The 26,359-nt window shown below is 63.7% G+C and carries 21 protein-coding genes; 11 read left to right on the top strand and 10 right to left on the bottom strand.

All coding sequences use genetic code 11. From position 1 onward, the window contains the following. Nucleotides 1–155: 155 nt before the first annotated feature. From AC1DUB_RS01140 to AC1DUB_RS01125, 4 genes are all read left to right on the top strand, one after another. Nucleotides 156–1,142, top strand: coding sequence for a malate dehydrogenase (locus AC1DUB_RS01140; protein WP_477721943.1), 987 nt, complete (start codon nt 156–158; stop codon nt 1,140–1,142). Between the two features lie 13 nt (nt 1,143–1,155). Then, nucleotides 1,156–2,226 (top strand): HpcH/HpaI aldolase/citrate lyase family protein, encoded by a 1,071-nt coding sequence (locus AC1DUB_RS01135; RefSeq protein ID WP_477728083.1) that lies wholly within the window; start codon nt 1,156–1,158, stop codon nt 2,224–2,226. A gap of 31 nt (nt 2,227–2,257) precedes the next feature. Then, nucleotides 2,258–2,914: a hypothetical protein gene (locus AC1DUB_RS01130; RefSeq protein WP_477727931.1), complete on the top strand. Its 657-nt coding sequence runs from the start codon at nt 2,258–2,260 to the stop codon at nt 2,912–2,914. A 67-nt stretch (nt 2,915–2,981) separates the two neighbouring features. Next, complete coding sequence (locus AC1DUB_RS01125; RefSeq protein WP_477727930.1) at nt 2,982–5,597, top strand: bifunctional aconitate hydratase 2/2-methylisocitrate dehydratase; 2,616 nt, start codon at nt 2,982–2,984, stop codon at nt 5,595–5,597. Between the two features lie 247 nt (nt 5,598–5,844). Here AC1DUB_RS01125 and AC1DUB_RS01120 read toward each other — a convergent pair whose 3' ends face one another. Beyond that, the gene (locus AC1DUB_RS01120; RefSeq protein ID WP_477727929.1) at nt 5,845–6,648 is read right to left on the bottom strand and encodes an MmyB family transcriptional regulator; all 804 of its coding nucleotides are present in this window, start codon (nt 6,646–6,648) and stop codon (nt 5,845–5,847) included. A gap of 178 nt (nt 6,649–6,826) precedes the next feature. Here AC1DUB_RS01120 and AC1DUB_RS01115 point away from each other — a divergent pair, with 178 nt between their 5' ends. The 3 genes from AC1DUB_RS01115 (at nt 6,827) to AC1DUB_RS01105 (ending at nt 11,656) form a co-directional block, all read left to right on the top strand. Further along, the gene (locus AC1DUB_RS01115; RefSeq protein WP_477727928.1) at nt 6,827–7,240 is read left to right on the top strand and encodes a hypothetical protein; all 414 of its coding nucleotides are present in this window, start codon (nt 6,827–6,829) and stop codon (nt 7,238–7,240) included. A gap of 144 nt (nt 7,241–7,384) precedes the next feature. Continuing rightward, a complete protein-coding gene (locus tag AC1DUB_RS01110) occupies nt 7,385–10,285 on the top strand; it encodes an aconitate hydratase (RefSeq protein ID WP_477727927.1) in 2,901 nt (966 codons plus the stop codon). A 153-nt stretch (nt 10,286–10,438) separates the two neighbouring features. Further along, entirely contained in the window at nt 10,439–11,656 is a 1,218-nt protein-coding gene (locus AC1DUB_RS01105) for an FAD-dependent monooxygenase (RefSeq protein ID WP_477727926.1), read from the top strand. A gap of 64 nt (nt 11,657–11,720) precedes the next feature. Here the strand turns inward: AC1DUB_RS01105 and AC1DUB_RS01100 are convergent, their stop codons facing one another. From AC1DUB_RS01100 to kynB, 4 genes are all read right to left on the bottom strand, one after another. Next, nucleotides 11,721–12,020, bottom strand: coding sequence for a hypothetical protein (locus AC1DUB_RS01100; protein WP_477727925.1), 300 nt, complete (start codon nt 12,018–12,020; stop codon nt 11,721–11,723). Between the two features lie 315 nt (nt 12,021–12,335). Next, a complete protein-coding gene (gene kynA, locus AC1DUB_RS01095) occupies nt 12,336–13,217 on the bottom strand; it encodes a tryptophan 2,3-dioxygenase (protein WP_477727924.1) in 882 nt (293 codons plus the stop codon). A 2-nt stretch (nt 13,218–13,219) separates the two neighbouring features. Further along, on the bottom strand, nt 13,220–14,497 hold the full coding sequence (kynU, locus tag AC1DUB_RS01090; RefSeq protein WP_477727923.1) for a kynureninase: 1,278 nt from the start codon (nt 14,495–14,497) through the stop codon (nt 13,220–13,222). A 14-nt stretch (nt 14,498–14,511) separates the two neighbouring features. Then, nucleotides 14,512–15,207 (bottom strand): arylformamidase, encoded by a 696-nt coding sequence (gene kynB, locus AC1DUB_RS01085; protein ID WP_477727922.1) that lies wholly within the window; start codon nt 15,205–15,207, stop codon nt 14,512–14,514. A 246-nt stretch (nt 15,208–15,453) separates the two neighbouring features. Here kynB and AC1DUB_RS01080 point away from each other — a divergent pair, with 246 nt between their 5' ends. Next, on the top strand, nt 15,454–16,218 hold the full coding sequence (locus tag AC1DUB_RS01080; protein WP_477727921.1) for an SDR family oxidoreductase: 765 nt from the start codon (nt 15,454–15,456) through the stop codon (nt 16,216–16,218). Between the two features lie 203 nt (nt 16,219–16,421). Here AC1DUB_RS01080 and AC1DUB_RS01075 read toward each other — a convergent pair whose 3' ends face one another. The 4 genes from AC1DUB_RS01075 to AC1DUB_RS01060 form a co-directional block, all read right to left on the bottom strand. Further along, entirely contained in the window at nt 16,422–17,882 is a 1,461-nt protein-coding gene (locus AC1DUB_RS01075; protein ID WP_477727920.1) for an NCS1 family nucleobase:cation symporter-1, read from the bottom strand. A 320-nt stretch (nt 17,883–18,202) separates the two neighbouring features. Next, the gene (hpaI, locus tag AC1DUB_RS01070) at nt 18,203–19,006 is read right to left on the bottom strand and encodes a 4-hydroxy-2-oxoheptanedioate aldolase (protein WP_477727919.1); all 804 of its coding nucleotides are present in this window, start codon (nt 19,004–19,006) and stop codon (nt 18,203–18,205) included. A 128-nt stretch (nt 19,007–19,134) separates the two neighbouring features. Further along, the gene (locus AC1DUB_RS01065; protein ID WP_477727918.1) at nt 19,135–20,667 is read right to left on the bottom strand and encodes a UxaA family hydrolase; all 1,533 of its coding nucleotides are present in this window, start codon (nt 20,665–20,667) and stop codon (nt 19,135–19,137) included. A 56-nt stretch (nt 20,668–20,723) separates the two neighbouring features. Continuing rightward, on the bottom strand, nt 20,724–21,752 hold the full coding sequence (locus AC1DUB_RS01060) for a tripartite tricarboxylate transporter substrate binding protein (protein WP_477727917.1): 1,029 nt from the start codon (nt 21,750–21,752) through the stop codon (nt 20,724–20,726). Nucleotides 21,753–21,883: 131 nt separating this feature from the next. Between AC1DUB_RS01060 and AC1DUB_RS01055 the strand changes: the two genes are divergently transcribed. The 3 genes from AC1DUB_RS01055 (at nt 21,884) to AC1DUB_RS01045 (ending at nt 24,237) form a co-directional block, all read left to right on the top strand. Beyond that, nucleotides 21,884–22,963, top strand: coding sequence for a LysR substrate-binding domain-containing protein (locus tag AC1DUB_RS01055; protein WP_477727916.1), 1,080 nt, complete (start codon nt 21,884–21,886; stop codon nt 22,961–22,963). 157 nt (nt 22,964–23,120) lie between these two features. Then, on the top strand, nt 23,121–23,516 hold the full coding sequence (locus tag AC1DUB_RS01050; RefSeq protein WP_477727915.1) for a glutathione S-transferase family protein: 396 nt from the start codon (nt 23,121–23,123) through the stop codon (nt 23,514–23,516). 157 nt (nt 23,517–23,673) lie between these two features. Further along, nucleotides 23,674–24,237 carry a TetR/AcrR family transcriptional regulator gene (locus AC1DUB_RS01045; protein WP_477727914.1) on the top strand — a complete coding sequence of 188 codons (564 nt, stop codon included), beginning with the start codon at nt 23,674–23,676 and terminating at the stop codon, nt 24,235–24,237. Between the two features lie 400 nt (nt 24,238–24,637). On the opposite strand, the gene AC1DUB_RS01040 is transcribed toward AC1DUB_RS01045, so the two are convergent. Further along, nucleotides 24,638–26,215: an IclR family transcriptional regulator domain-containing protein gene (locus AC1DUB_RS01040; protein ID WP_477727913.1), complete on the bottom strand. Its 1,578-nt coding sequence runs from the start codon at nt 26,213–26,215 to the stop codon at nt 24,638–24,640. Nucleotides 26,216–26,359: the final 144 nt, after the last annotated feature.

Here is a 26,359-nt window from a genome sequence, read left to right as displayed (position 1 = left end):
CCTGCCTGTTCCGGGGTGTTTTGGGGGTAAATTGGGGTAAAAACCCCGTCCGACCCCGTCCGGATTGACCTGAAATCTCCAGGCTGGCGCCAAACACCTCACGCCGTTCACACCCCTTTTTCAACCGATTTTCAAACTTCCTGGAGTCCTCAATCATGAGCAAAAAACCCGTCCGTGTTGCCGTCACTGGTGCAGCTGGTCAAATCGGTTATGCCTTGTTGTTCCGCATCGCCTCTGGCGAGATGCTCGGCAAGGACCAGCCTGTCATTCTGCAATTGCTCGAAGTGCCGGTTGAAGGCCCCCAGAAAGCGCTCAAGGGCGTGATGATGGAGCTTGACGACTGTGCCTTCCCGCTGCTGGTCGGCATGGAGGCGCACAGCGACCCGATGACCGCATTCAAGGATGCCGACTACGCGCTGCTGGTCGGTTCGCGTCCGCGCGGCCCCGGCATGGAGCGCGCTGAACTGCTGGCCGTCAATGGCGCCATCTTTACCGCGCAAGGCAAGGCCCTCAACGCCGTGGCCAGCCGCAACGTCAAGGTGCTGGTGGTCGGCAATCCGGCCAATACCAACGCCTACATCGCCATGAAGAGCGCGCCCGACCTGCCGCGCAAGAACTTCACCGCCATGCTGCGCCTGGATCACAACCGTGCCGCCAGCCAGATTGCTGCCAAGACCGGCAAGGCCGTGGCTGACATTGAAAAACTCACCGTCTGGGGCAACCACTCGCCCACGATGTACGCCGACTACCGTTTTGCCACCATCAATGGTGAAAGCGTGGCCAAGATGATCAACGACCAGGAATGGAACGCCAATGTGTTCCTGCCCACCGTGGGCAAGCGTGGCGCCGCCATCATCGAGGCCCGCGGCCTGTCGTCGGCTGCCTCGGCTGCCAACGCCGCCATCGACCACATGCGCGACTGGGCTCTCGGCACCAATGGCAAATGGGTCACCATGGGCATCCCGTCGGACGGCCAGTACGGCATTCCGAAAGACACGATGTTCGGTTTCCCCGTGACCTGCGAAAACGGCGAGTACAAACTGGTCGAAGGCCTGGAGATTGACGCGTTCAGCCAGGAGCGTATCAACAAGACGCTGGAAGAGTTGCAAGGCGAGCAGGCAGGCGTTGCCCATTTGCTCTAAAGCAGTGAACATAGTGCGCCGCGCCGGGCCGCCCCAAGCAAGCACAAGCCCCTCGGGGGGCAGCGCAGCACACGCAGTGGCAAGCGTGGGGGCCCGTGTTCATCCGCGCGAAGTTCTCCTCGGCGCTCAGGCCGCAAGCGGTGTCCTGCCTGTTTGTGACCACTACAGCGGCGTGGAGGCGCGGATGCGCAAAAGCCTGCAACTGCAGGCCGAGATGTGCGAGGAGTTCGGCGCCTGCGTTTTTGACGTGACGCTGGACTGCGAAGACGGCGCACCCGTAGGCGGCGAGGCCGATCATGCGGCCATGGTGGTAGCACTGGCCACGCTTGCCAGCGACAAAGCCCGTGTGGCCGTTCGCGTGCATGCGGTAGACCATCCGGCTTTTGAGTCCGACATGGCCACCATTGCCAGCAAGCTGGCGCAACGGCTTTCGCACATCATGGTGCCCAAGGTCGACTCGGTCGATGACGTGATCAGGGCAGAACAGGCGCTGATCGCCGCATCGGCCGGCGACTTGCCGCTGCATGTGCTGATCGAATCGCCGCTGGCGGTGCACAACGCCTTTGAAATTGCCGCGCATCCGCGCGTGCAGTCGCTCAGTTTCGGGCTGATGGATTTTGTCTCCGCCCACGGCGGCGCGATTCCGGCAGACGGCATGAGCAGCCAGGGCCAGTTCACGCATCCGCTGGTGGTGCGCGCCAAGCTCGAGATCGCGGCGGCCTGCCATGCGCATGGCAAGGTGCCATCGCATTGCGTTGTCACGGAGTTCAATGACACGGCTGCCATGACCCTGGCCGCCCGCCATGCGGCTCGCCAATTGGGCTACACGCGCATGTGGAGCATTCACCCCAACCAGATCCGCCCCATCCTGGAGGCCTTTGCGCCCAGCGAGGGCGAGATTGAAGATGCTGCAAAAATAATAGCTGCTGCCGAGCGCGCCGATTGGGCTCCCATTAGTTTTGAAGGTAAATTGCACGACCGCGCGAGTTACCGTTATTACTGGCAGGTGCTGGAGCGCGCGCACCAGACGGGCCGGGCGCTGCCCGCCGAAGCCCGGACTTATTTCCAGACCGCTCATTCCTGAGCATCCCCTCACCAAGATTGTCACCCACCGCATGATAACCATTCACTCCGCCACCCTTGCTGCCACTGCTGCCACCATGGTCGCTGCTGTTTTCCTGGCAGGCCCTGGCATGGCGACGGCGCAAACCATGGCCGACAAGCCTGCTGCCCCTGCCGCCAAAGCTGCGGCCAAACCAGCTGCCGCCAAAAAACCTGCCGTCAGCGCCGACCGCACCAACCTCAAAACCGCGGCCAAAAACGTGGCGGCGGGTATTGAGGCCGCCGAGGATGCGCTGACGCCAGCCGAGCTGGCCATTGCCGAGCGCGTGCATGTGGGCAGCCTGCCCTGCGAACTCGGTGCTTCGGTCACGCTGACGGCGGACACCAAAGCCCCCGGCTACTTTGACCTGCAAGGCAAGAACTTCAAATATCGCATGTTCCCGGTGGCCACCACCACCGGTGCCATTCGCCTGGAAGACAAGAAGGCCGGTGCGGTGTGGCTGCAACTGGCCAACAAATCGATGCTGATGAACCAGAAACTGGGCATCCGCCTGGCCGACGAGTGCGTGAGCCCGTCGCAGGTGGCGGTGGCCGAAGCCATGAAGCTGAACCCGCCAGCCAGCGTGCTGGATGCGCCCAAGCCTGCGGCCGCTGCCGTGACGGCGCCGGTCATTGCGCAGCCAGCGGCTGCCGCGCCGGCTGCCAGGTAAGCATCACTTTCAGCCCCCAAGACCCAACCCGCGATCCCCACGATTTTTGAATACAGGAGAAACCAGCATGTCGTCCGAGTTTTTGCAAAGCTACCGCAACCATGTCGCCGAGCGCGCCGTTGCGGGCATTCCACCGCTGCCGCTGTCTGCCCAGCAAACCGCCGAGGTCATCGAGCTGCTGAAAAATCCGCCCAAGGGCGAGGACGCATTTCTGGTTGAACTCATCACCCACCGCGTTCCCGCCGGTGTGGATGACGCTGCCAAGGTCAAGGCCAGCTACCTGGCGGCCGTGGCCCACGGTACCGAAAAGTGCGCGCTGATCTCGCGCGAAAAAGCCACGCAATTGCTGGGCACCATGCTGGGCGGCTACAACATCAGCCCGATGATTGCGCTGCTCGACGACGCCGAAGACAGTGTGGCCACGCAAGCGGCCAGCGGCCTGAAGAACACCCTGCTGATGTTCGACCAGTTCCATGACGTTCAGGAAAAATCCGACAAGGGCAACAAATACGCCAAGGCCGTGCTGCAAAGCTGGGCCGACGCCGAGTGGTTCACCAGCCGCCCCGAGGTGCCCGAGTCCATCAAGCTGACCGTGTTCAAGGTTGCCGGCGAAATCAATACCGACGACCTGTCACCCGCGCCCGACGCCTGGAGCCGACCCGATATTCCACTGCATGCGCTGGCCATGCACAAGAATGCCCGTCCTGGCGTCACGCCCGAAGAAGACGGCAAGCGTGGCCCGGTCAAGTTCATTGAAGAGCTCAAGGCCAAGGGCAATCTCGTGGCCTATGTGGGCGACGTGGTGGGCACGGGTTCATCGCGCAAGTCAGCGACCAACTCGGTGCTGTGGTGGACCGGCCAGGACATCCCCTATGTGCCCAACAAGCGCTTTGGCGGTGTTTGCCTGGGCGGCAAGATCGCCCCGATTTTCTACAACACCATGGAAGACTCCGGCGCGCTGCCGATCGAACTCGACGTGAGCCAGATGGCCATGGGCGACGTGATCGAGCTGCGCCCGTACGAAGGCAAGGCATTGAAAGACGGCAAGGTGATTGCCGAGTTCAAGCTCAAAAGCGATGTGCTGTTTGACGAAGTGCGCGCCGGTGGCCGCATTCCGTTGATCGTCGGCCGCGGCCTGACCGCCAAGGCGCGCTTCGCGCTGGGCCTGCCGGTGTCGACCCAGTTCCGTCTGCCGCAAAACCCAGTCGACAGCGGCCGCGGTTTCACGCTGGCGCAAAAAATGGTCGGCCGCGCGGTCGGCTTGCCTGAAGGCCAGGGCGTGCGCCCCGGTACCTACTGTGAACCCAAGATGACCTCTGTCGGTTCGCAGGACACCACCGGCCCGATGACGCGCGACGAACTGAAAGACCTGGCCTGCCTGGGCTTCAGCTCCGACCTGGTGATGCAGTCCTTCTGCCACACCGCGGCTTATCCGAAACCGGTGGACGTGAAGATGCACCACGAGTTGCCTGATTTCATCAGCACGCGTGGCGGCATCTCGCTGCGTCCCGGCGACGGCATCATCCACAGCTGGCTCAACCGCATGCTGTTGCCCGACACCGTGGGCACCGGCGGCGACAGCCATACCCGTTTCCCCATCGGCATCAGCTTCCCCGCGGGTTCCGGCCTCGTGGCTTTCGGCGCCGCCACCGGTGTGATGCCGCTGGACATGCCGGAGTCGGTGCTGGTCCGCTTCAAGGGCGAAATGCAGCCCGGCATTACGCTGCGCGACCTGGTCAATGCCATTCCGCTGTACGCCATCAAGGCCGGTTTGCTGACGGTCGCCAAGCAGGGCAAGAAGAACATCTTCTCGGGCCGCATCCTGGAGATTGAAGGCTTGCCTGACCTGAAGGTGGAGCAGGCGTTTGAACTGAGCGATGCATCGGCCGAGCGCTCCGCCGGTGGTTGCACGGTGCACCTGAACAAGGAACCCATCATCGAATACATCACCAGCAACATCACGATGCTGAAATGGATGATTGCCACGGGTTACTCGGATGTGCGCACCATCAACCGCCGCATCGCCGCCATGGAAGCCTGGCTGGCCGATCCGCAACTGCTCAAAGGCGATGCGGATGCCGAATACGCCGCCGTGATTGAAATCGACCTGGCCGACATCCACGAACCCATCGTGGCCTGCCCGAACGACCCCGACGACGTGAAGACGCTGGCCGACGTGGCGGGTTCCAAGATAGATGAAGTGTTCATCGGTTCCTGCATGACCAACATCGGCCATTTCCGCGCCGCGTCCAAGCTGCTCGAAAACAAGCGCGACATTCCCGTGAAACTCTGGATGGCCCCGCCGACCAAGATGGATGCCAAGCAGCTGACCGAAGAAGGTCATTACGGCGTGCTGGGTTCTGCCGGCGCGCGCATGGAAATGCCGGGTTGCAGCCTGTGCATGGGCAACCAGGCGCAGGTGAAAGAGGGCGCCACGGTGTTCTCCACGTCCACCCGCAACTTCCCGAACCGCCTGGGCAAGAACTCCAACGTCTACCTGGGCTCCGCCGAGCTGGCCGCGATCTGTTCCAAGCTCGGTCGTATCCCGACCAAGGCGGAGTACATGGCCGACATGGGCGTGTTGACGGCGGCCAGCAGCACCGTGTACCAGTACCTGAACTTTGACAAGGTCAAGGATTACACCGATATGGCGGACACCGTGAAAGACGGTGTGGCAGCGTAAGCTTCCATCCACGTTCACCCGGACCCGTCAAAAGGCTTGGAAGGTTCGACAAAAAGCCCTGCAGCGAAAGTTGCGGGGCTTTTTCTTTTTGTTTCAAGTGTTTGCAGTCAACGCTCTATCTGCTCTATCTGCTCTATCTGCTCTATCTGCTCTATCTGCTTTATCTGCTCTATCTGCTTTATCTGCTCTATCTGAGTAAGGCGCTGTTCAATGGCGAGCCAAGGAGCCAAGGAGCCAACGAGCCGCGTCAAGCCTGCGGCATCAAGGCCTGCAGGGCCTGCCGGGTGAACTCATCCGCCGGGAAAAATGTCTCCATTGCCAGCTCCTGCAGTGTGACGTCGACCGGCGAGCCGAAGATGGTGGTGGTGCTGATAAAAGTCAGCACGCCGGCCGGCGTGGTGAACTTGAAGGGCATGACGACACCCGCGTGCTCGCCGTCCAGGTGCAGGCTGGCGGCATCTTCAGGTACGGGGTAGGCCTTCAGCTCTTCCAGCAGGGCCACCAGCACCGGGTCGGCGGTGGCCGTGATTTGCTGGCGCAGGCGTTCGAACAGGTGGGCGCGCCACTGCACCAGATTGGCAATTTTGGGGGCCAGCCCCAGCGGGTGCAGGCTCAGGCGCAGCACATTCACGGGCGCCCGCAGCAGCGACGCATCGGCCCCGGCCATCAGGTGCGGCACCATGCGGTTGGCGGCGATCAGGTTCCAGTGCCGATCGATTGCCAGCGCGGGGTAGGGCTCGTGGCTTTTCAGCAGCAGCTCCACCGCCTGCCGGGCCGAGTCCAGCGCCGGATCATGGAGTGGCCGTTCACGGTACATCGGTGCATAGCCCGCCGCCACCAGCAGGGCATTGCGCTCGCGCAGCGGAATGTCCAGGCGCTCAGAAAGGCGCAACACCATTTCGCGGCTGGGCACGGATCGGCCGGTTTCCACAAAACTCAGGTGCCGGGTCGAAATCTCCGCTTCATGGGCCAGGTCCAGCTGGCTCAGGCGGCGGTGCCGGCGCCAGTGGCGCAGGTGATCACCAAACGGCTGGGGGGTGCTTGTGTTCATGGTGCCATCCTAAAGCGCCAGCAGGCCGGTATTCCATTACCTCCCACGTCATCGACTTGGGGCGCCCCCGCGGGAATGATTCAAGTCCATGCCGCACTGATTGATAGCCAGGTGCGCTGGCTGACTTAACCGGCTATCTCAACCCAGGTTCAATTCAAGTTAATCCAAGGAGTTTGCAATGTCTTCCATCCCGTTCATGTCCTCCCCCAACTTCCTGCGCAATGTGCTGCGTGCCGATGCCCTCTCGTGCGTGGCTTGCGTCGTGCTTCAGGTCGTTTTCACGGGCCAGATGGCCCAACTGCTGGGCTTGCCCGAGGCCTTGCTGGCCTACACCAGCGAGTTTTTGCTCGTGTATGCGGCGGTGGTGGCCTTTGTTTCCACGCGTGACCCCTTGCCGAGGCCCCTGGTCTGGGTGCTATTGGCGGGTAACCTGGGCTGGGCGATCGCTTGTGCGCTGCTGCTGGTCAGTGGCCGCGTGGCGCCCTCCATGCTGGGTACGGCCTATGTGGTGGCGCAGGCGCTGACCGTGGCGGTGCTGGCCGAACTCCAGTTTTTCGGATTGCGCCGCTCGGCGCCCCAGCCAGCCTGGTGAAGGGGCTGGCAAGGGTGGTTGCGGGCCTTGTGCGTCAGGCCGTGAAAGCTCGCGCCACCTTGCCGGGTATGTTGCCAAAGGCTCCCACATCAGCCCGGCGCCTGCCAGAATGGAGGCTGTTGGTTTAACAAAAAGGAGTCTGCCATGGCCAAATCGCCTACGCCCGCCCGTCCTTCCCATGCTTTCGCTGCAACGCGCAAAACCTTCAAAACCGCGTCAGGCAAAACGGGCGAGTTCTATTCCCTGCCCGCGCTGGCCAAACAGTTCCCCAAGGTGGCGCGCCTGCCGGTGTCCATACGCATCGTGCTCGAGTCGGTGCTGCGCAACTGCGATGGCAAAAAAGTGACGGCCGAGCATGTGGGGGAGGTGGCCAACTGGGCGCCCCGTGCGGACCGTACGCAGGAAATCCCCTTTGTGGTTTCGCGCGTGGTGCTGCAGGACTTCACCGGCGTGCCGCTGCTGGCCGACCTGGCCGCGATGCGCAGCGTCGCCCTGAAGCTGGGCAAGAACCCGAAATCGATTGAGCCGCTGGTGCCGGTGGACCTGGTGGTGGACCATTCCATCATGGTCGACTATTACGGCAAGAAGAATTCGCTGGACCTGAACATGAAGCTCGAATTCCAGCGCAACCGCGAGCGCTACGAATTCATGAAATGGGGCATGCAGGCCTTTGACACCTTTGGCGTGGTGCCCCCCGGTTTCGGCATCGTGCACCAGGTCAATCTCGAATACCTGGCACGCGGTGTGCACAAGACAAAAGAGGGGGTGTATTACCCCGACTCGCTGGTCGGCACCGACAGCCACACCACCATGATCAACGGCATTGGCGTGGTGGCCTGGGGCGTGGGCGGCATTGAGGCCGAGGCCGCCATGCTGGGCCAGCCGGTGTATTTCCTCACGCCTGACGTGGTGGGCTTTGAGCTGACGGGCCGGCTGCGCGAGGGTGTCACGGCGACCGACCTGGTGCTGCGCGTGACGGAAACCCTGCGCAAGGAAAAGGTCGTCGGCAAGTTTGTCGAATTCTTCGGCGAAGGCACCCGCACGCTGGCGCTGCCCGACCGTGCCACGATTGGTAACATGGCGCCCGAATACGGCGCCACCATGGGCTTTTTCCCGGTGGATGAAAAAACCATCGAGTACTTCAAGGGCACCGGGCGCACCAAAGACGAAATCGAGGCGTTCGAGGCTTACTTCAGGGCACAGGGCCTGTTCGGCGTGGCCAAGGCCGGTGACATTGACTATTCGCAGGTGGTCAAGCTCGACCTGGGCGACGTCACGCCCAGCCTGGCCGGTCCCAAACGGCCGCAGGACCGCATCGAGTTGGGCAATGTGGCCAGCCAGTTCGCCGCGCTTTTTAGCAAACCGATTGCGGACAACGGTTTCAACCAGCCTGCCGGCATGCTGGCTACGCGGCACTTGCTGCGGCACACGGACGATGGCCGTGCCGATACCCTGCCGGGGGCGGTTCCCACGCCGATGGGTGCGCCGCGCTCGGTGGTCGAAATGGAAGGCAACCGCCCGACGCTGGCCACGATGGCAGCAGCCCATCCCGAGGTCCCCACACCTGAGTCCAAAAAGGCCGGCATCAGCATCGGCAACGGCGATGTGCTGATTGCGGCGATCACCAGCTGTACCAATACGTCGAATCCCAGCGTATTGCTGGCGGCGGGCCTGCTGGCCAAAAAAGCGGTGGAGGCGGGCCTGAAAGTGCAGCCGCACATCAAGACCTCCCTGGCTCCCGGTTCACGTATCGTGACCGAATACCTGACCGAGACCGGCTTGTTGCCTTACCTTGAAAAGCTGGGCTTTTCCCTGGCCGGTTACGGCTGCACCACCTGCATCGGCAATGCCGGGGATTTGACGCCCGAGATCAACGAAGCCATCACCAAGAGCGACCTGGTGTGCGCCGCCGTGCTGTCCGGCAATCGCAACTTCGAAGCCCGCATCCATCCCAACCTGAAAGCCAACTTCCTGGCCAGCCCGCCGCTGGTGGTGGCGTACGCCATTGCCGGCACGGTGATGCGCGACCTGATGACCGAGCCGGTCGGCAAGGGCAAGGGCAAAGATGGGAAGTTAAGGGATGTCTACCTGGGCGATATCTGGCCGACCAGCGATGAGATTGACAAGCTCATGAAGTACGCCATGAACGGCAAGGCCTTCCGCGCCAATTACGCCAAGGTCAAGACCGAGCCGGGCAAGCTCTGGGAAAACATCAAGGGGGTGACGGGCACCTCCTACACCTGGCCCACCAGCACCTACATCGCCGAGCCGCCTTTCTTCAAGGATTTCACCATGGCCGCGGGCGAGGCCGGCAGCGTGTCGGTCAAGGGCGCACGCATCATGGCGCTGTTTGGCGACTCCATCACCACCGACCATATTTCGCCTGCCGGCTCCATCAAGGCCAGCTCGCCGGCAGGCCTGTGGCTGCAGGCGCACGGCGTGCAGAAGGCCGACTTCAACAGCTACGGCGCACGCCGCGGCAACCACGACGTGATGATGCGCGGCACCTTTGCCAATGTGCGCATCAAGAACCTGATGATTCCGCCGGATGCAACGGGCTCGCGTGAAGAAGGCGGGGTAACGCTGTTCCAGCCGGGCCAGGAAAAGATGTTCATCTACGACGCCGCCATGAAGTACATGGAAGAAGGCACACCGACGGTGATTTTTGCCGGCGAGGAATACGGCACCGGCTCGTCGCGCGACTGGGCGGCCAAGGGCACCCAGCTGCTGGGCATCAAGGCCGTGGTGGCCCGCAGCTTTGAGCGCATTCACCGCAGCAATCTGGTGGGCATGGGCGTGCTGCCCTTGCAGTTCAAGCACGGTGAATCGTGGCAGACCCTCAACCTCACGGGCAACGAAGTCATCGACGTGATTCCCCACCCCGAGCTCAAACCCCAGAGCGATGCCACGCTGGTCATCACCCGCGCCGACGGCTCGCGTGAAGAGGTCAGCGTGATCCTGCGCATCGACACGCCCATCGAAGTGGACTACTACCGCAACGGCGGCATTCTTCCTTTCGTGCTCCGGCAGCTTCTCGCTGCATGAGCAGGCAAGCAGCAGCAATTTTCTGCCGGCCCGCCCCAAGGAAAATTAGCCCCCGAGGGGCTAACGTCCGCGGCTCCAAGCCTGCCTGCGCAGGCCTGGACGGACGGAAGAGCCGCTGCGTCTCGCGGCGGCACGTCCAGGGAGTTACACGCAGTGAATGACCGTGGGGGTCATCACCTCAGACAGGCCTTGATTGCCGGTGGCGGCATCGGCGGGCTCGCGGCGGCACTGTCCGCCTCGCGGGCGGGCTGGGACGTGCGCCTGTTTGAACGCGCGAGCGTTTTCAGCGAAGTAGGCGCTGGCGTTCAGCTGGGCCCTAACGTCGTCAAGGTGCTGCACGGCTGGGGGCTGGCTCAGCCGCTTGAGGCGGTGGCCGCGTTTCCCGAGCGCCTGCAGGTGCGCAGCGCCGTGTCGGGCCAGGCGCTGGGCGAGTTGCCGCTGGGGGCCACCATGGTCCGGCGTTATGGTGCGCCTTATGTCACGCTGCACCGTGCCGACCTGCACGGTCTGCTGCTCCAGGCCGTGCAGCAGCAGACCGACGCGAAACTTCACCTGGACCGTCCGCTGCAGTCTTTCAGCCAGACGGCGCAAGCCGTCACGGTGAAAACCGAAGGCGGGCCTGAAATTGAAGGCGACGCCCTGATTGGCGCCGATGGCGTGTGGAGCACGGTGCGCCAGCAACTGCTGGGCGACGGCCTGCCGCGGCGCACCGGCCACCTGGCCTACCGGGCACTGGTGTCACAGGCCAGCCTGCCCGAAAAGCTCAGGACCCAGCATGTCACGGTCTGGCTGGGCCCGCGCATGCACGTGGTGCAGTACCCGGTGCGCAGCGGCGAGTGGCTCAATGTGGTGGCCATCGTGCACGGCGAAGTAGCCGCAGATACCGACCCCTGGGACCACAGCGCCAATGCGGTCGACCTGGCCGCGGCGCTGGCCGGCAGCTGTGCCGCGCTGCGTGAGCTGGTGGACGCTCTGGCCGGCTGGCGCTTGTGGGCACTGAGCGATCGCGCGCCCATGCAAGGTGCCCACCAGCATGCCGTAGGCCGCGTGGCCCTGCTGGGCGATGCCGCCCACCCGATGCTGCCCTACCTGGCGCAAGGCGCCGGCATGGCGATTGAAGACGCCGCCGAGCTGGGTCACACCCTGGCGCAGGCGTTGGACCCGGCCTTTGATGTGCCGACCATGCTGCAGCGTTATGCGCTGAACCGCTGGCAGCGCAATGCGCAAGTGCAGGCCAGGGCCTTGCGCAACGGGCAGATATTCCATGCGGACGGACTGTTGCGCTGGGGTCGGGATACCGCGCTGAAGGTGCTGGGGGAGAAGCTGCTGGATATGCCTTGGCTTTATGGTGGGGTGTCCAAGGTCTTGTAGGTTGCTATTGAATTAATAGCTGAGTGGCTCTGCTGAGGGCGGCTGGCCGGGGGTAGCCCGGCGGCTACTCACTTTTCTTTTGCTTCGCCAAAAGAAAAGTAAGCAAAAGAAAAGGCGACCCTGCTGTCTGCGTCCCTTCGCTTCGCTGCGGGCAGCCTGCGGTGCTCGGTCCAGGCGGGGTCTCGCTCAACTCGCTGCGCTCAGACAATCGCGATCCCTGATCCGCCTGAACCTGCGCTCCTCGGCGCAGACAGAAGGGGTTGAAGGCAAACAGCCCAATACCAAATACCGGAGTCTGACGCTCAAAAACCACAAGTACACGCCATGGCGTGTACTTGTTTGTCTTGGTATTTTCTTTGTGCATTCGGTATTGCTATCTGCTCCCCACCCGTGTGGCTGGGCCGAGCAGCGCAGATGGAGGCGGGATCAGGGCCGCAGTTGTTTGAGCCGCAGGCGAGTTCTGCGGACCCCCGCCGGAGTCGAGCAGCGCAGGTTGCCTGGAGCGAAGCGCAAGGACCCAGACTGCGGGTCGCCTTTTCTTTGGTGACGTTCTTTTGGCGAAGCAAAAGAAAGTTACTTGCCGCCGGGCAACCCCCGGCCAGCCGCCCTCAGAAAAGCCAATCAGCTATCAATTAAATAGCATTTCACGCAGATACCTATTTAGGTAAATCCACTTCCCCTACAAATCCGTCCGCAACTTCCAGATCTCCGGAAACAACACCACATCCAGCATCTTGCGCAAATAGCTCACGCCGCTGGTACCGCCGGTGCCGGGTTTGAAGCCGATGATGCGCTCGACCGTGGTGACATGGCGGAAGCGCCAGAGGCGAAACGCGTCTTCGAGGTCTGTGAGTTCTTCGCCGAGCTGGTACAGGTCCCAGTACTGTTTCGGGTCGCGGTAGACGGTCAGCCAGGCTTGTTCGACCGCGGCGCTTTCGGGGTAGGGCTGGGTCCAGTCGCGTTCGGTGTGGCTGGGGGGCACGGCCAAGCCGCGCCGTGCCAGCAGGCGCAGCGCTTCGTCGTAGAGCGAGGGGGCTTCATAGGCGGCCTGCACCTGCGCCAGCAGGTCCGACCGGTGCGCGTGCGGCTGGAGCATGGCGGCGTTCTTGTTGCCCAGGGCGAATTCGATGCAGCGGTACTGGTAGCTCTGAAAGCCGCTCGACGCCCCGAGGTAGGGGCGCATTGCGCTGTACTCGGGCGGCGTCATGGTGGCCAGCACGTCCCAGGCATGGACCAGTTGCTCCATGATGCGGCTCACGCGCGCCAGCATCTTGAAGGCGCTGCCCAGTTCGTCGGCCGCTACATTCGCAATCGCGGCGCGCAGCTCATGCAGCATCAGCTTCATCCAGAGTTCGCTGGTCTGGTGCTGGACGATGAACAGCATCTCGTCGTGCGCGGGCGACAGTGGTTTTTGCGCGTTCAGAATCGCGTCGAGCTGCAGGTAGTCGCCATAGCTCATGTCGCGGCTGAAGTCGAGCTGGGCTTTCTCGTCGCGAACGATGTCCTCAGGCTTGCTCTGAGGGCTCTGGGGGTTGTGGGAGGCAGGGGCGTAGGGGCACATGATCAGGTCACCGCATGTTTCTGGTTGAATTCGGCTCTTTGCCACTCATCGGTGTCAAGTACCTGCTTGAGGTGCTCCACGGCGTTCCAGACATCTTCAAAGCCGATGTAGAGCGGCGTGAAGCCGAAGCGCAGGATGTCGAGATGTTTCCCGCCGTCGCCTGCGCGGTAGTCACCAATCACACCGCGCGCAATCAGCGCCTGCACGATGGCGTAAGCGCCTTCCTTGCGCGTGAGGCAAACCTGCGAGCCGCGCTGCGTGTGCTCGCGTGGTGTTGCAAGCCCGAGGCCCTGATCTGCGCAGCGCTCTTCAACCAGTTGAATGAACAGGTCGGTGAGGGCCAGCGATTTGCGGCGCAGCGCCTGCATGCCGCCCAGTGGTTCGGCCGCCAGGAAGCCGTCGAGCCCGCATTCCAGCGCCGTCATGCTCAAAATGGGCTGCGTGCCGCACAGGTACCGAGAAATGCCGGCGGCGGGCCGGTAGTCGGGCGTGAACTCGAACGGGGCGGCATGGCCCCACCAACCGGCCAGCGGCTGCCAGAAGCGGTCGGCGTGCTTGGGGTTGACCCAGACAAAGGCCGGGGCGCCGGGGCCGCCATTCAAGTACTTGTAGCCGCAGCCAATCGAGAAATCGGCCTTCGCGCCGTTCAGGTCCACGGGGACGGCGCCCGCACTGTGTGCCAGGTCCCAGACCGTGAGCACGCCCGCTGCGTGCGCAGCGCTCGTCACGGCTTCCATGTCGTGCATGGCACCGGTGCGGTAGTTCACATGGGTCAGCATCAGCACGGCCACGTTGGCCGTCAGCGCGCTGGCGATTTCTTCGGGCTCCACCAGTTGCAATTGGTAGCCACGTTCCTTGCACAGCGCTTCGGCAATGTAGAGGTCGGTCGGGAAGTTGCTGCGCTCGCTCACGATGACTTTGCGCTGCGGCGCGTCCTGCGCGGCGATATGGAGCGCTGCGCTGAGCACCTTGTAGAGATTGATCGAGGTGCTGTCGGTGGCCACCACTTCGCCCGGTTTTGCGCCTATCAGTTGCGCAATCTTGTCGCCCAGGCGCTGCGGCAGGCTGAACCAGCCCGCGCTGTTCCAGCTGCGGATCAGGCCCTGGCCCCATTCCTGCACCACGGCCTCCTGCACGCGTGCCGCGGCGGTTTTGGGCAGCACGCCGAGCGAGTTGCCGTCCAGGTAAATCACGCCTTCGGGCAGGCTGAACTGGTCGCGCAGGGTGCGCAGTCGGTCTTGCGCATCGAGTGCGCGGCAATCTTGCAGAGTTGTGGTCATGTCAGGTTCATCTTTCAGGGGAGTTCGCGCAAGACTGCGCCTGGATTGGGTAGTTCGCGCAGTACTGCGCGAACGGGGGAAGCATCGGCCGTCATCAGCTTGAGCGGCAGGGCAATCAGTTCGTAGTCGCCTTCGGGCACCTCGTCGAGCACCAGGTTTTCCAGCACACGCAGGCCGCGCCGGCGGATCACCTGGTGGCTGTCCAGGGTTTTGCTCTCGGCCGGGTCGATGCTGGCGGTGTCGATGCCGATCAGCTTGACGCCGAGCGCGGCGAGCCGCTCAACGGTCTCGGGCGCGTAGGCCGCGAGCGTGGGGTCCCAGCGCTCGACCGGCATGCGCGCGTAGGTGCGAACCAGCACGCGCGGCGGCAGGTCGTGTACGGCATGCGCCAGGTGCTCCCACTCGATCAGCGGCCCTTTGGCGATGGCGTGAATGACGCGGCAAGGCCCGATATAGGGCGTGAGATCGACCGCGCCGATGGTGGCGCCCTGCGGGTCGTAGTGCAACGGCGCGTCGGCATGTGCGCCGATGTGCGGCGACAAGGTGATGGTGCTGACGTTCACCGGGCAGCCCGGCGCTATGCTCGCAGCCCATTGCTGCTCGTAGGGCGTGTCGCCCGGAAAAACCGGCGAGCCTGGCGCCACGGGGGGCGAGATGTCCCAGATTCTCAAGGACTTGGCCATGGCGGGAGGAGGGGGTTGGGCTGTCATACGTGTAAAGGTAGCACCGCTGAAAAAGCCGTGGTGTCGGTTATTTCCAACAAGTGATAAAAATAGTTTAAACCTAAAGTAATTGCCGGCAAAGAAGTCGAAACCAGGGGGAGACCGGGTGGTGCGCGCTCCTGCCGCCTTGCCGTGGCTGGGGCACAATCCAGACCATCGGCACTGGCCGTCGGCCGCGGGTCTGGCACCCGGATTCTTCTTCATCAACATCAAGCAAAGAGACAGAGGTACAACATGAGTTCGAACGACAAGGCAAACGGCAAGGTCGCTGTGGTGACGGGTGCAGGCACCGGTATTGGCAGGGCCGTCGCGCTGGCACTTCTGCGGGAGGGTTACTGCGTGGCACTCGTCGGGCGACGCATCGAGCCGCTCAACGAGGTGGCCAAGGAGTCAGGCACCGACCGTGCGCTGCCGGTCCCTACCGATGTGAGCAACCCTGAGTCGGTAGCGGCCCTGTTTGCCAAGATCAAGGAAGTGTTTAGGCGGCTCGACCTGCTGTTCAACAACGCCGGCGTGAACGCCCCGGGCGTGAACATCGAGGACATCACATTCGAGCAATGRCAAAACGTCGTGAACATCAACCTCACGGGCTCCTTCCTCTGCGCGCAGGGCGCCATCCGGCTGATGAAGGACCAGCAGCCGCAGGGCGGCCGCATCATCAACAACGGCTCGATTTCCGCCCACGCGCCGCGCCCCAATTCCGCGCCTTACACCTCGACGAAACACGCCATCACGGGCCTGACCAAATCGATCTCGCTCGATGGCCGCAAGTACAACATCGCCTGCGGCCAAATCGACATCGGCAATGCCCTGACGGAACTGTCCGCCCGCATGACCAAGGGCGTGCCCCAGGCCAACGGCGAGATTGCCGTTGAGCCCATGATGGACGCCAAGGAAGTGGCCGATGCGGTGGTTCACATGGCCGCGCTGCCGCTGTCCACCAACGTGCAGTTCATGACCATCATGGCCACCAAAATGCCGTTTGTGGGCCGCGGCTAGGCTGATACGTTTCAGTCAAGGACTGTGAAGCTCCCTCCCCTTCCGGGGGAGGGTTGGGGTGGGGGCCAGCGGCGACCAGATAAGCGCGGTGGCCCGATGCCCGCGCCGTGAGCCCCCATCCCGGCCTTCCCCCAGCGGGGGAAGGAGATGATCGGCCGGACCGGGAAGCCCCGAACCGGGGCCTCCCCCTACGCGGTAGGCTGCTAGGCCTTGGCGTGTGCCGTAGCCGTCGCCCGAGGCATGGCCGTAGCAAGCGCGTAATACGCAATGCCGGCGATGGCCACGCCAAAGAACCAGCCATAAATGCCCCACCAGGACGGCAACAGGCTGGTGAAGTTGGGCAAGACGCTGGAGAACAGCGCACCAATGACGGCGGCAATGAGGGCGTTGCGGTTCCAGCCGCCCTGGTAGCGGTATTCGCCGTCCTCGTGGTAGAGCGCTTCCACATTGACCTGGCCTTTGGCGATCAGGTAGTAGTCCACCAGGATGATGCCCAAGAGCGGCCCCATGGTCGCGCCTATGGCCCCCACAAAGGTCGCCGCGTTGCCCTCCCAGGGCGCGAAGGGATAAAGCACCAATGCGATACCGGCCGCGATGTAGCCGCCGGTCTTGAAGCTGATCTTGCGCGGGAACACATTGGCAAAGTCAAACGCGGGCGAGACGAAGTTGGCCACCACGTTGATGCCCAGCGTCGCCACGGCAAAGGTCAGCGCGGCCAGCAGCGCCAGGAACCAGCTGTCGAACTTGGCGGAGATCTGCTCGGGGTGCAGCAGCACCTCGCCGTACACCTTGAAGGCGGCAATCGTCGTCACGCCGGCCACCAGCGAGAACAGGATCAGGTTGATCGGCAGGCCCCAGAGGTTGCCTTTTTTGACGGTGGCCTTGTCTTTGGCGTAACGCGAGAAATCGCAAAAGTTCAGATACAGCGCGGCAAAGTAGGTGATCCAGGTGGCGCCCACGGCCATCAGCGCCCAGAACGAGCCGGGCTCGCCGGGCACGCCGGCGTCCTTGGTCTTGGCCAGCAGCACATCCTGCGGAATGCCGTGGTCAAACGAGAAGCCGCCGGCCTTCACGCACAGTCCAACCGCAAGCACCAGCATGGCCACCCATACCGCCGGGCCGGCCCAGTCCTGGAACTTGCGCACGGTTTCCATGCCGTTCTGGATGATCAGCAGCTGCAGGGCCCAGACGACGACGAAGCAGATCACCTCCAGGCCCGAATGGCCCAGCAGGTGGGTCGATTTGTGAAACGCCATGATGGCGTCGGAGCGGGTGAGCAGCGCCACAATGGCGCCCGAGGCTGCAGCGGTCTGTGCGCCATACCAGAAGCAGGCCACCACGGCGCGCACCAGTGCGGGCAGATTGGCGCCCCAAACGCCGAAGGAGGCGCGGGCCAGCACGGGGTAGGGCACGCCGGTTTTAACGCCTGCGTAACCGACCAGGTTCATCAGGAAAAAGATCACCATCGAACTCAGGCCGATGGCCAGCAGAAAGTTGGTGAAACTGCCGCACAGCAGGAACAGGCTGGCCGCCAGGTAATAGCCCCAGAGGCTGTGCACATCCGAGGTCCATACATTGAAGATGCTGAAGGTGCCCCAGTTCCGCGTTTTTGCCGGGGCCAGGTCTTCGTTGTAAAGGTCGGGCGATGGGTTGCGAATGTCCATGGGTGATCTCCAATGCAGAGGGTGGATGCCGGGCCAGGGGGATGGAACTACAAGGCAACTGACCAGCGGGCCGGTCAATTTTGTATACACGACTGTACTCAGAAATGAAAACTTCAATCCACGGGTTTACCCGTGGCCTGATGCTGCAGTGCAGCATGTTTCATGCCATGGGTCCGGGCGCGCATTACGCCGGACACGCGGTTCGGCAGAGTTTGTGGCGGGCCTTTCGGGCGTCGCCAGCGTTAACGGGGTTCCGGCCTTGCCTGCCGTCACAGCCCTCCGGTGGGTGGAGTTCCGGGGCTGCTGCGCTGCCTTGCCGGTCAGTAGGCTGCGCTTGGGATGGCCGCCTGTGCGGTGCCGGGCGAGATGAAGTCAGCCGCCATGCGCCGAACCGCATTGGCATAGACCAATACATCAACGCCGGTGGCCACAAAGGTGCAGCCCAGGGCCAGGTAGTGCCGTGCCAGCGCCGGGTCCGAGGTGAGCGAGCCCGCTGCCTTGCCGGAGGCGATGATGGTTTTCATGGCCTGCTCGATGGCCGCCCGCACCTCGGGGTGGCCCGGTTTGCCGCGGTGCCCCATGGACGCGGCCAGATCGGCGGGGCCGATGAACACCCCATCCACGCCGTCCACGGCGCAAATCGCTTCCAGGTTTTTCAGGGCCGTGACGGTTTCCGCCTGCACCAGCAGGCAGACCTCGCTGTCGGCGTGGTCGAGGTAGTCGGTGCGCGCGCTCCAGCGCGAGGCGCGTCCCACCGCACTGCCCACGCCCCGGACGCCCCGAGGCGGGTAGCGCGTGGCGTCCACGATGGCCTGGGCCTGGGCGGCTGTGTCGACCATGGGCACTAGCAGGTTTTGCGCGCCAATGTCCAGCAACTGCTTGATTAGCGGCACGTCGCCGGCCACCGCCCGCACCACCGGCTGGGAGCGGTAGGGCGCCACGGCCTGCAGCGTGGCCAGTGTGCTGCGCAGGTCATTGGGTGCATGCTCGCCGTCAATCAGCAACCAGTCGAATCCGGCGGTGGCGCTGACTTCTGCCAGGTAGGGGTCGGCCATGGACAGCCACAGGCCGATTTGCTGTTGGCCGCCGGCCAGTGCGGCCTTGAAGGGGTTGCCGGTGCTCATGAATTCATCCTTTGAAATGGTCGTTGACGGAATGCGGGCCGCGACGCGATCCTCGCGTCCCTCGTTTCAAGCGTGCTGTCGCGAATGCCGACGATACCAGCCCAAGGCAGTCCCGGGGGGCGTGGCGGTCAGCTCACAATGCCGAGGTGCCAGGGCACGAATTCGTGATCACCCAGGCCCAGCGCCTCGCTTTTGGTCGGCTCGCCCGAGGCATGGCGCAGGATGGCCTCGAAAATCCGCTGGCCCATTTGCGGCACGTCCAGCTCGCCGTCCAGGATGGCGCCGCAATTGAGGTCCATGTCTTCCTCGAGGCGGGTGAACATGGGCGTGTTGCTGGCCAGCTTGATCGTGGGCGCCGGCTTGGAGCCGAACATCGAGCCGCGGCCGGTGGTGAAGCAGATCAGGTTAGCGCCGCTGGCGATTTGCCCGGTCGAGGCCACCGGGTCGTAACCCGGTGAATCCATGAACACGAAACCGTGGCGGTCGATGGGCTCGGCGTATTCATACACGGCCTGCAGCGGCGTGGTGCCGCCCTTCATGGCCGAGCCCAACGATTTTTCAAAGATATTAGCCAGCCCGCCCGCCTGGTTGCCGTGCCCGACCACGCCGTTGAACTGGGCATTGTGGCCCGCCGTGTATTGCTCCCACCAGGCCAGCCGGTCCAGCAGTTTCTGCCCGACTTCGGGGGTCACGGCACGGCGGGTCAGCATGTATTCCACGCCATGGATCTCGGGCGTTTCCGACAGGATGGCGGTGCCGCCGTGGCGCACCAGGATGTCCATGGCCGCGCCCAGCGCCGGGTTGGCCGTGATGCCGGAGAAACCGTCGGAGCCGCCGCACTCCAGGCCAATCTTCAGATGGCTGGCCGACACGGGCTGGCGCCGGGCCGCGTTCGCTTCCGGCAGCATCTCCCGGATGGCGGCTATGCCGGCTTCAATGGTTACACGGGTGCCGCCGACCTCCTGCATCACCAGCGTGCGCATGAGTTTGCTTTCCGGCAGGCCCTGTGATTCCACCAGCGACGCCACCTGGTTGCGCTCGCAGCCCAGTCCCACAATCAGCACGCCCGCCAGGTTGGGGTGACGGGCATAGCCGGCCAGGGTGCGGCGCAGCACATCGAAATGTTCGCTGGGTGACGACATGCCGCAGCCGCTGGTTTGTGCAAAGGCGGCCACACCGTCCACGTGGGGAAAGTCCGCCAGTCGTTCGGGCGTGAAGTGGGCCGCAATGTTCTTGATGACGGTGGCGGAGCAGTTGACCGACGACAAAATGCCGATGAAGTTGCGGGTGCCGACACGGCCGTCGGGGCGCACGAAACCCATGAAGGTGGCGCGCTCGGCATCCGTCACAAAATCGACTGGCCGCACGTCCTGGCCGAAAGCCGGGTCGCGTTCGAAATCCACCAGCGTCAGGTTGTGCGCGTGCACATGGTCACCCGCCTCGATGTCGCGCGCGGCGATGCCGATCACGGTGTCGTACTTGATGATGCGTTCGCCACTGGCGATGCGGCAGGCGGCGATCTTGTGGCCGGCCGGCACCTGGGCGCGCGCACGCGCGTCAATCTCCGGCAGGGCCTGGCCCAGGGCGAGCGGGGTCTTTGCCACGAGCACGTTGTCGTTGGCGTGCAGGCGGATCAGCGGGCTGGCGGTGGGGGAAGGCATGGCAAGGTTGGCTTGGGTTGAGCTGCGTTGAGTTGGGGGAGGCGACGCGGCGGCGCTCAGCTCTTCATCAATTCCCTGAGCTTGAGCTTTTCAATGAGCACGGTTTCTTTCTGGTAGACGCTGGCCACATACTTCTCATAGTCAGGGCCGTCCAGGTAGAGCACCGGTGCATCGATCTTGTCGGCGACCTGTTTGAACTCGGGGCTGGCCACGGCGACGCGAAACGCTTCGCGCAGTTTCTGGGTGATGGCCGGGTCCATGCCTTTCGGGGCGCCGATGCCGTTGGGTGCATCCACCACGACGTTGTAGCCCAGTTCCTTGAGCGTGGGCGCATCCTTGAAGCGTGCCGTGCGCCGCTCGCCCCAGGTGGCCAGCAGCTTGAGCTTGCCGGCCTCGACATGCGGCGCCCAGGAGCTGGAGTCGGCCAGCAGGTCGACATGGCCGCCGAGCACCGCCTGCAGCGCTTCGGCACCGCCCTTGTAGGGCACATGGTTGAACTGGACGCCTGCTGCCAGCGCGAACTCTTCCATGCCGACGTGGGTGGCGCCGCCGATGCCCGCATGGGCATAGGTCAGCTTGCCGGGGTTGGCTTTGGCAAAAGCCACGACTTCCTGAAGCGACTTGAAGCGCGAGTCGGCCGGGGCAGCCATGCCGAAGGTCTGGCCCGAGGTGCGCGCCAGGTAGGTGAAGTCCTTGAGCGGGTCCAGCTGCAGTGTGCCGAGCTGCGAGAAACGCGTGACGGAAATCGGTATCTGGCCAATGGTGTAGCCGTCGGGCCTGGCAGAGGCCATGGCCTTGGTGCCAATCATGCCGGAGGCGCCGGCCTTGTTGTCAACCGCGATGGACTGGCCCAGCACGCGCGAGGCAATCTGGCACAAGGCCCGCATGGATTGGTCCGCGGTGCCGCCGGCCGGCCAGGGGCAGATGAAGGTGATCGGCCGGTCGGGATAGGCCTGCGCCCGTGCGCGCAGGGGGTGCGTGAGTGCCAGTGCCCCGGCACCCGCAGCGGCAGCGCCGATGAGCAGTTCGCGGCGCCTGACCCCGGCGGTCCCGGCGGCCCCGGTGGGAAGGGTGGAAATTTTCATGTTTGTCTGCCTCGGGTGGATGAATACGGAATTTCTTATGCAGCGTCTTATGCAGTGATTCTTGCCCGATTCTTCATAACAATCTAATCGAATAGTGGAATCGCTTCATAGCCATTGGGTTAACATGAGCCATGGCCCAGATTGACCGCGTCCTTCGCTCCAACATCAAGCTGCGCCACCTGCAGCTGATGGTGGCGCTGGACCAGTTTCGCCACCTGGGCCGAACGGCCGAGTTCCTGTCGGTCAGCCAGCCGGCCGTCTCGAAAATGTTGACCGAGGTCGAGAGCATGCTCGACCTGACGCTGTTTGAGCGTTCCACGCGCGGCACCGTGCCTACTTCCAGCGGCCAGGCCATCGTGCGTTTTGCGCGCTCGGTGCTGGCGGAATACGAACGCACGCGCGATGAAATTGCAGCGGTGGCCAGCGGGGCGGCGGGCCGCACCCGCGTCGGTGCCATGGTGGTGGCCATGCCGGTCCTGCTGGCTGGCGCGGTCAAGCTGCTCAAGCAGCGTTCGGCGCAGGCCACGGTGCTGGTGGAGGAGGGCGACCTCACCCACCTGCTGCCCAAACTGCGCCTGGGCGAGCTGGACCTGTTTGTCGGCCGGCTGGAGCCTGGCTACGCCGCGCCGGACCTGGTGACCGAGGCGCTGTTCAACGAACCGATGAAGGTGGTGGTCAGGCGCGGCCATGCACTGGCGCGGCGCAAAACCCCGGGCTGGGCCGATCTGGCCGCCATGCCCTGCGTATTGCCGCCGCCCTGGGCTTCACTGCGTGTGAAGATCGAGCAGACTTTCTTTCGCCACGGGCTGAACCCGCCGGTCGACATTATCGAAACCTCGTCGTTCCTGGTGCTCAGCACTTTCGTGCAGCAGCGCGAGGCGGCCGGTTTCCTGGCGCGCTCGGTAGCCCTGCACTTCGAGAAGGAGGGCCTGCTGGACATTTTGCCCATTGAGGTGCCGATTGAGCTGCCCCCCATCGGCCTCATCACCGTGCGGGGGCGGCGGCTGACGCCGAGCAGCGAGCAATTGATGGACTGTTTGCGCCTGGTCGCCGAAGACGTTCAGAACGAAGAGGTTCAGACGCCTGGCCGTAAATCGACACAGGCCGCGGGGCGGAAGCCAGCGCAGAAGCTGGAACAACAGAAGCTGGAACAAAAGCCGGTGCAGAAGGGGAGCCGGCGGGCCAGCAGGGCCGGGACAACCGGCACGTGACGCGGCGTACCGGGCCCCGCACGGTTCCGGCTCCGCAGTGTGGTGCGCCACTCTGTTCTGTACTTGTCTGGCAAGGCCCGTGGGCCTCGTCACTGATCAGCCGGCGCTCCCGGAATGACAACCACTGACAGGCCCACGGGAGCAGGGCCTCGACAACATGTGGGACAACCGGATCTGGGTGCACATCCTGTACCGCATCGTGACGGCCTTCCACGTACTGCACACCGGCCTCGGCTTCAAGCTGGAACTGACCAAGAACGAAGCGTGGGGTGAACACTGCCGCAAGGAAGCGCTGGCGCATGCCGCGTTGGTCAATCAACATCTGTCCGATGGCCGCGAGTGGCTGCTGGGCGGTGAGGAGCCGACGTTCGCAGACATGACGCTGTGCACTGCGATCGCTTTTTCCAAATTTCCCGTCAACGCGACCCCGCTGGATGAACGCTTCGAGTTCCTGGATGCGTACTGGAAGCGTTGGCAAGCCCGTCCCAGCTTCAAGGCGGCCTATGCCGATCGGCAAAGCGGCATCCCGGAGGTGGACACTGTCCCTCAGTAAGCGCGCATTTTGACGCGCCGGGCCGGTGCCGGGTCGACCACCCTTGGTCGATCCGTGGGTGGTCCCAGGCTCAGGCAACCCACCTAACAAAGGTTAGACTTCTATTCACAGTGGTAGCGCTGAGCTATCGGTTTTCGAAGAACAAGACATGCAAGCCATGAACACCAACGCCAGGGAATCAATCTTGTTAGCCGCGAAGGAGATCGCCCAGTCGCGTGGTTACGGCGGTCTGAATCTCCGCGAGATCGCGCAGCAAGTCGGGATCAAGGCGGGAAGTATTTATTACTACTTCCCTGGCAAAGCCGACCTCGCTGCGGCCGTGGCCAAAAGATACGTCGAAGACGGCGCCTCTGCCTTGGCGAAAATTTCCGAGGAGTGCCCCGTCCCGATCGACGCCCTGCGGCGGTTCCCGGAGATTTTTCGTCGTTCGCTCGAAGCGGAAAACCGCCTGTGCCTTGGCAGCTTTATGGGCGCGGAAACAGATGATTTGCCAGAGGAAGTTAAAGCGGAGATCACGCAGTTCGCGGAAGTCAACATCGCTTGGATCGCCAAGCTGGTGGTGAACTCGAATTTGTGCGAGCCTGATGCCGCCGACGCTCGTGCGCGGGCGATTTTCGCTGCGGTCATGGGCGCTCAGCTACTCGCTAGAAGTCGTTCAGACCTTCAGCTGTTCGATAGTTTGATGGAAGCCTACCGCGCGTCCGGCCTGCTGCCAGTCTGATCCTGGCCGCTGCACGGCCACGCCCGTGCGCTCAATATTTGCGGCGTACCTGAGCCGTAAACAGCTTCACAGATCTTGAGCACCGGCTGACCTGAATGTTCTTCATGGGAAGCTTGTGGCAAGGGGCCGCATCGACAGTCTGCTTTTGGCCGGATCCGGATGCAGCATTCATCGAAATCGATGCCACATTGCTGACGGTCAAGCTGCTGATGTCAATGTCGGGTATGGAGCGAGCCCCTTGGAAAGTCCTATGTCGGCCATCAGTCTTGACCTGCCCCTTGATGCACACGCTCGGATGACCGGAGTTGGCCGGGAGCGTGAGTTCGACACCCGCAAACGCCGACACTGCCGGCGCCCCTGTAAGTTCTAGAACTTCGAGCGCACCATACTCGCTATGGCGTCAATTCACCTCCAGCGCAAACAGCCGGCCCGACCACGGCGCGTTGGCCAGTGCGTCGAGCGAGACCGGCTGCCTGGCCGTCGTCACATAGAGCCGGCTGAGGCCGGCGCCTCCGAATGCCAGGTCGGTGGGGCACGGAACCGGCAGGCCAATCACGCGGTCCAGGCTGCCCTCGGGTGAGATCCGGACCACGCTCCAACCATCCCGCAGGGCTGTCCATACGCCGCCCGTGGCGTCAAACGCAATGCCGCTGACGCGGCCTGAGCCCTTGGGCACCGTGGTCAGCCGGCGGATGGCCGTTGTGCCGGGCTTCATCGTCAGGATGTCGCCGGAAGCCGGGGCGCAGGCATACAGGGTTCCGTCTTCCGGCCGATAGCGCAGGCACTGCACCGGCTCGGTCAGGTGCCAGCGCGGCTTGAAGGTCCCGGACGGCTCTATCGTGCCAACCGCACTCCCGCCGCTGGCCACCTCGAACGCGGCCCAGATCGCCTGGCTGTCGTCGGTGCAGACCGCCTGGAGCACGCCGCCGGGCCAGGCCGTCACGGGCACCGCCGTGCCATCGGCGGAAATGCGCGAGGCGCCGGACTGATGCGTCAGGATGAAGTCCTCACCCTGCAGGATCAGGCCGCTCACGGGAAGGTCCACCTGTGCAATCAGCCGGTCGGCCTCGCCGTCAAAAAACCGCAGCGAGGGCGCCAGCGAGTCGACCCAGTACAGGCGCTGGCGGCGCGCGCACCACTGGGGGTGGTTGCCGAAAAAGGCCCAGGGGCCGGGCACGGGCTGCAGGGCTGAATCATCAGCCAGCTTCAGGCTGTCCTTGAGTTGCGCGCCAATGCGCCGGGCTGCGTCCGCCACTTCCGGGCCCAGCAATTCCAGCCGTTCACGGGTCAGGCGCCAGGCTGGCCCTGCCACACTGATGGCCCCGCGCACCTTGCCCTGCGGATCGACCACCGGTGCGCCCACGCAGCGCACCCCCAGCACAATCTCCTCGTCGTCGATCGAGTAACCACGCGCCGCGGTGATCCTGAGATCGGCCTGCAGCCGCCGGCGGTCCGTGATGGTGAGCGGCGTCAGTGGCTTGAGCGTCATGTCGCGTACCAGCGCATCGCGCTCTGCATCGCTCATGGCCGACAAAATGGCCTTGCCCTGGCTGGTGCAATACGCCGGCTTGCGCTGGCCGAGCGCGGCCGCCGAGCGCTTGCTGTGCGCACCGTCGTAGCGCTCCAGCGAGATCACTTCCGCGCCGTCCAGTGTGGCCAGGTAGGAGGTCTCCCCGGTCAGGTCGCGCAGCGCCCGCAGTTCAACGGCGGCCGCAGCCACCAGGTCCGGCAGGGCATAAGCCTGGCGCGCCATCTCGAAGCAGCGAAAGCCCAGCCGGTACACCTTGCGCACCGGGTCGCGCCGCAGCAGGCCGCGCGCCACCAGTGTCGCCAGCAGGCGGTACACCGTGGTGCGCGGCAGGGCCAGGCGTGCGGTGATGTCGGCCTGGCTCAGGCCCTCGGCGGTGGCCCCCACCGCCTCCAGGACGTCAATCGCCTTCTCAAGCGCGCCGGTGCCGTCGCCACTGCTGGTTGCCACTTTATTTGTCCCAATATGTGGAAATTGATTGATGTTGGGTCTGCCGCGGGTGCAGATGCCCGATGGAAATATTCCGTGATCTTATTACGATTGAATCGTCAGGCCGCTCACCATGTGCCCTGAATGTGCCCTGAAGTCATACCC

It is taken from the genome of Polaromonas sp. P4_F9, assembly GCF_056401235.1.
Note: the sequence above shows the minus strand (reverse complement) of the source record. Positions and strands in the feature narration are given on the sequence as shown.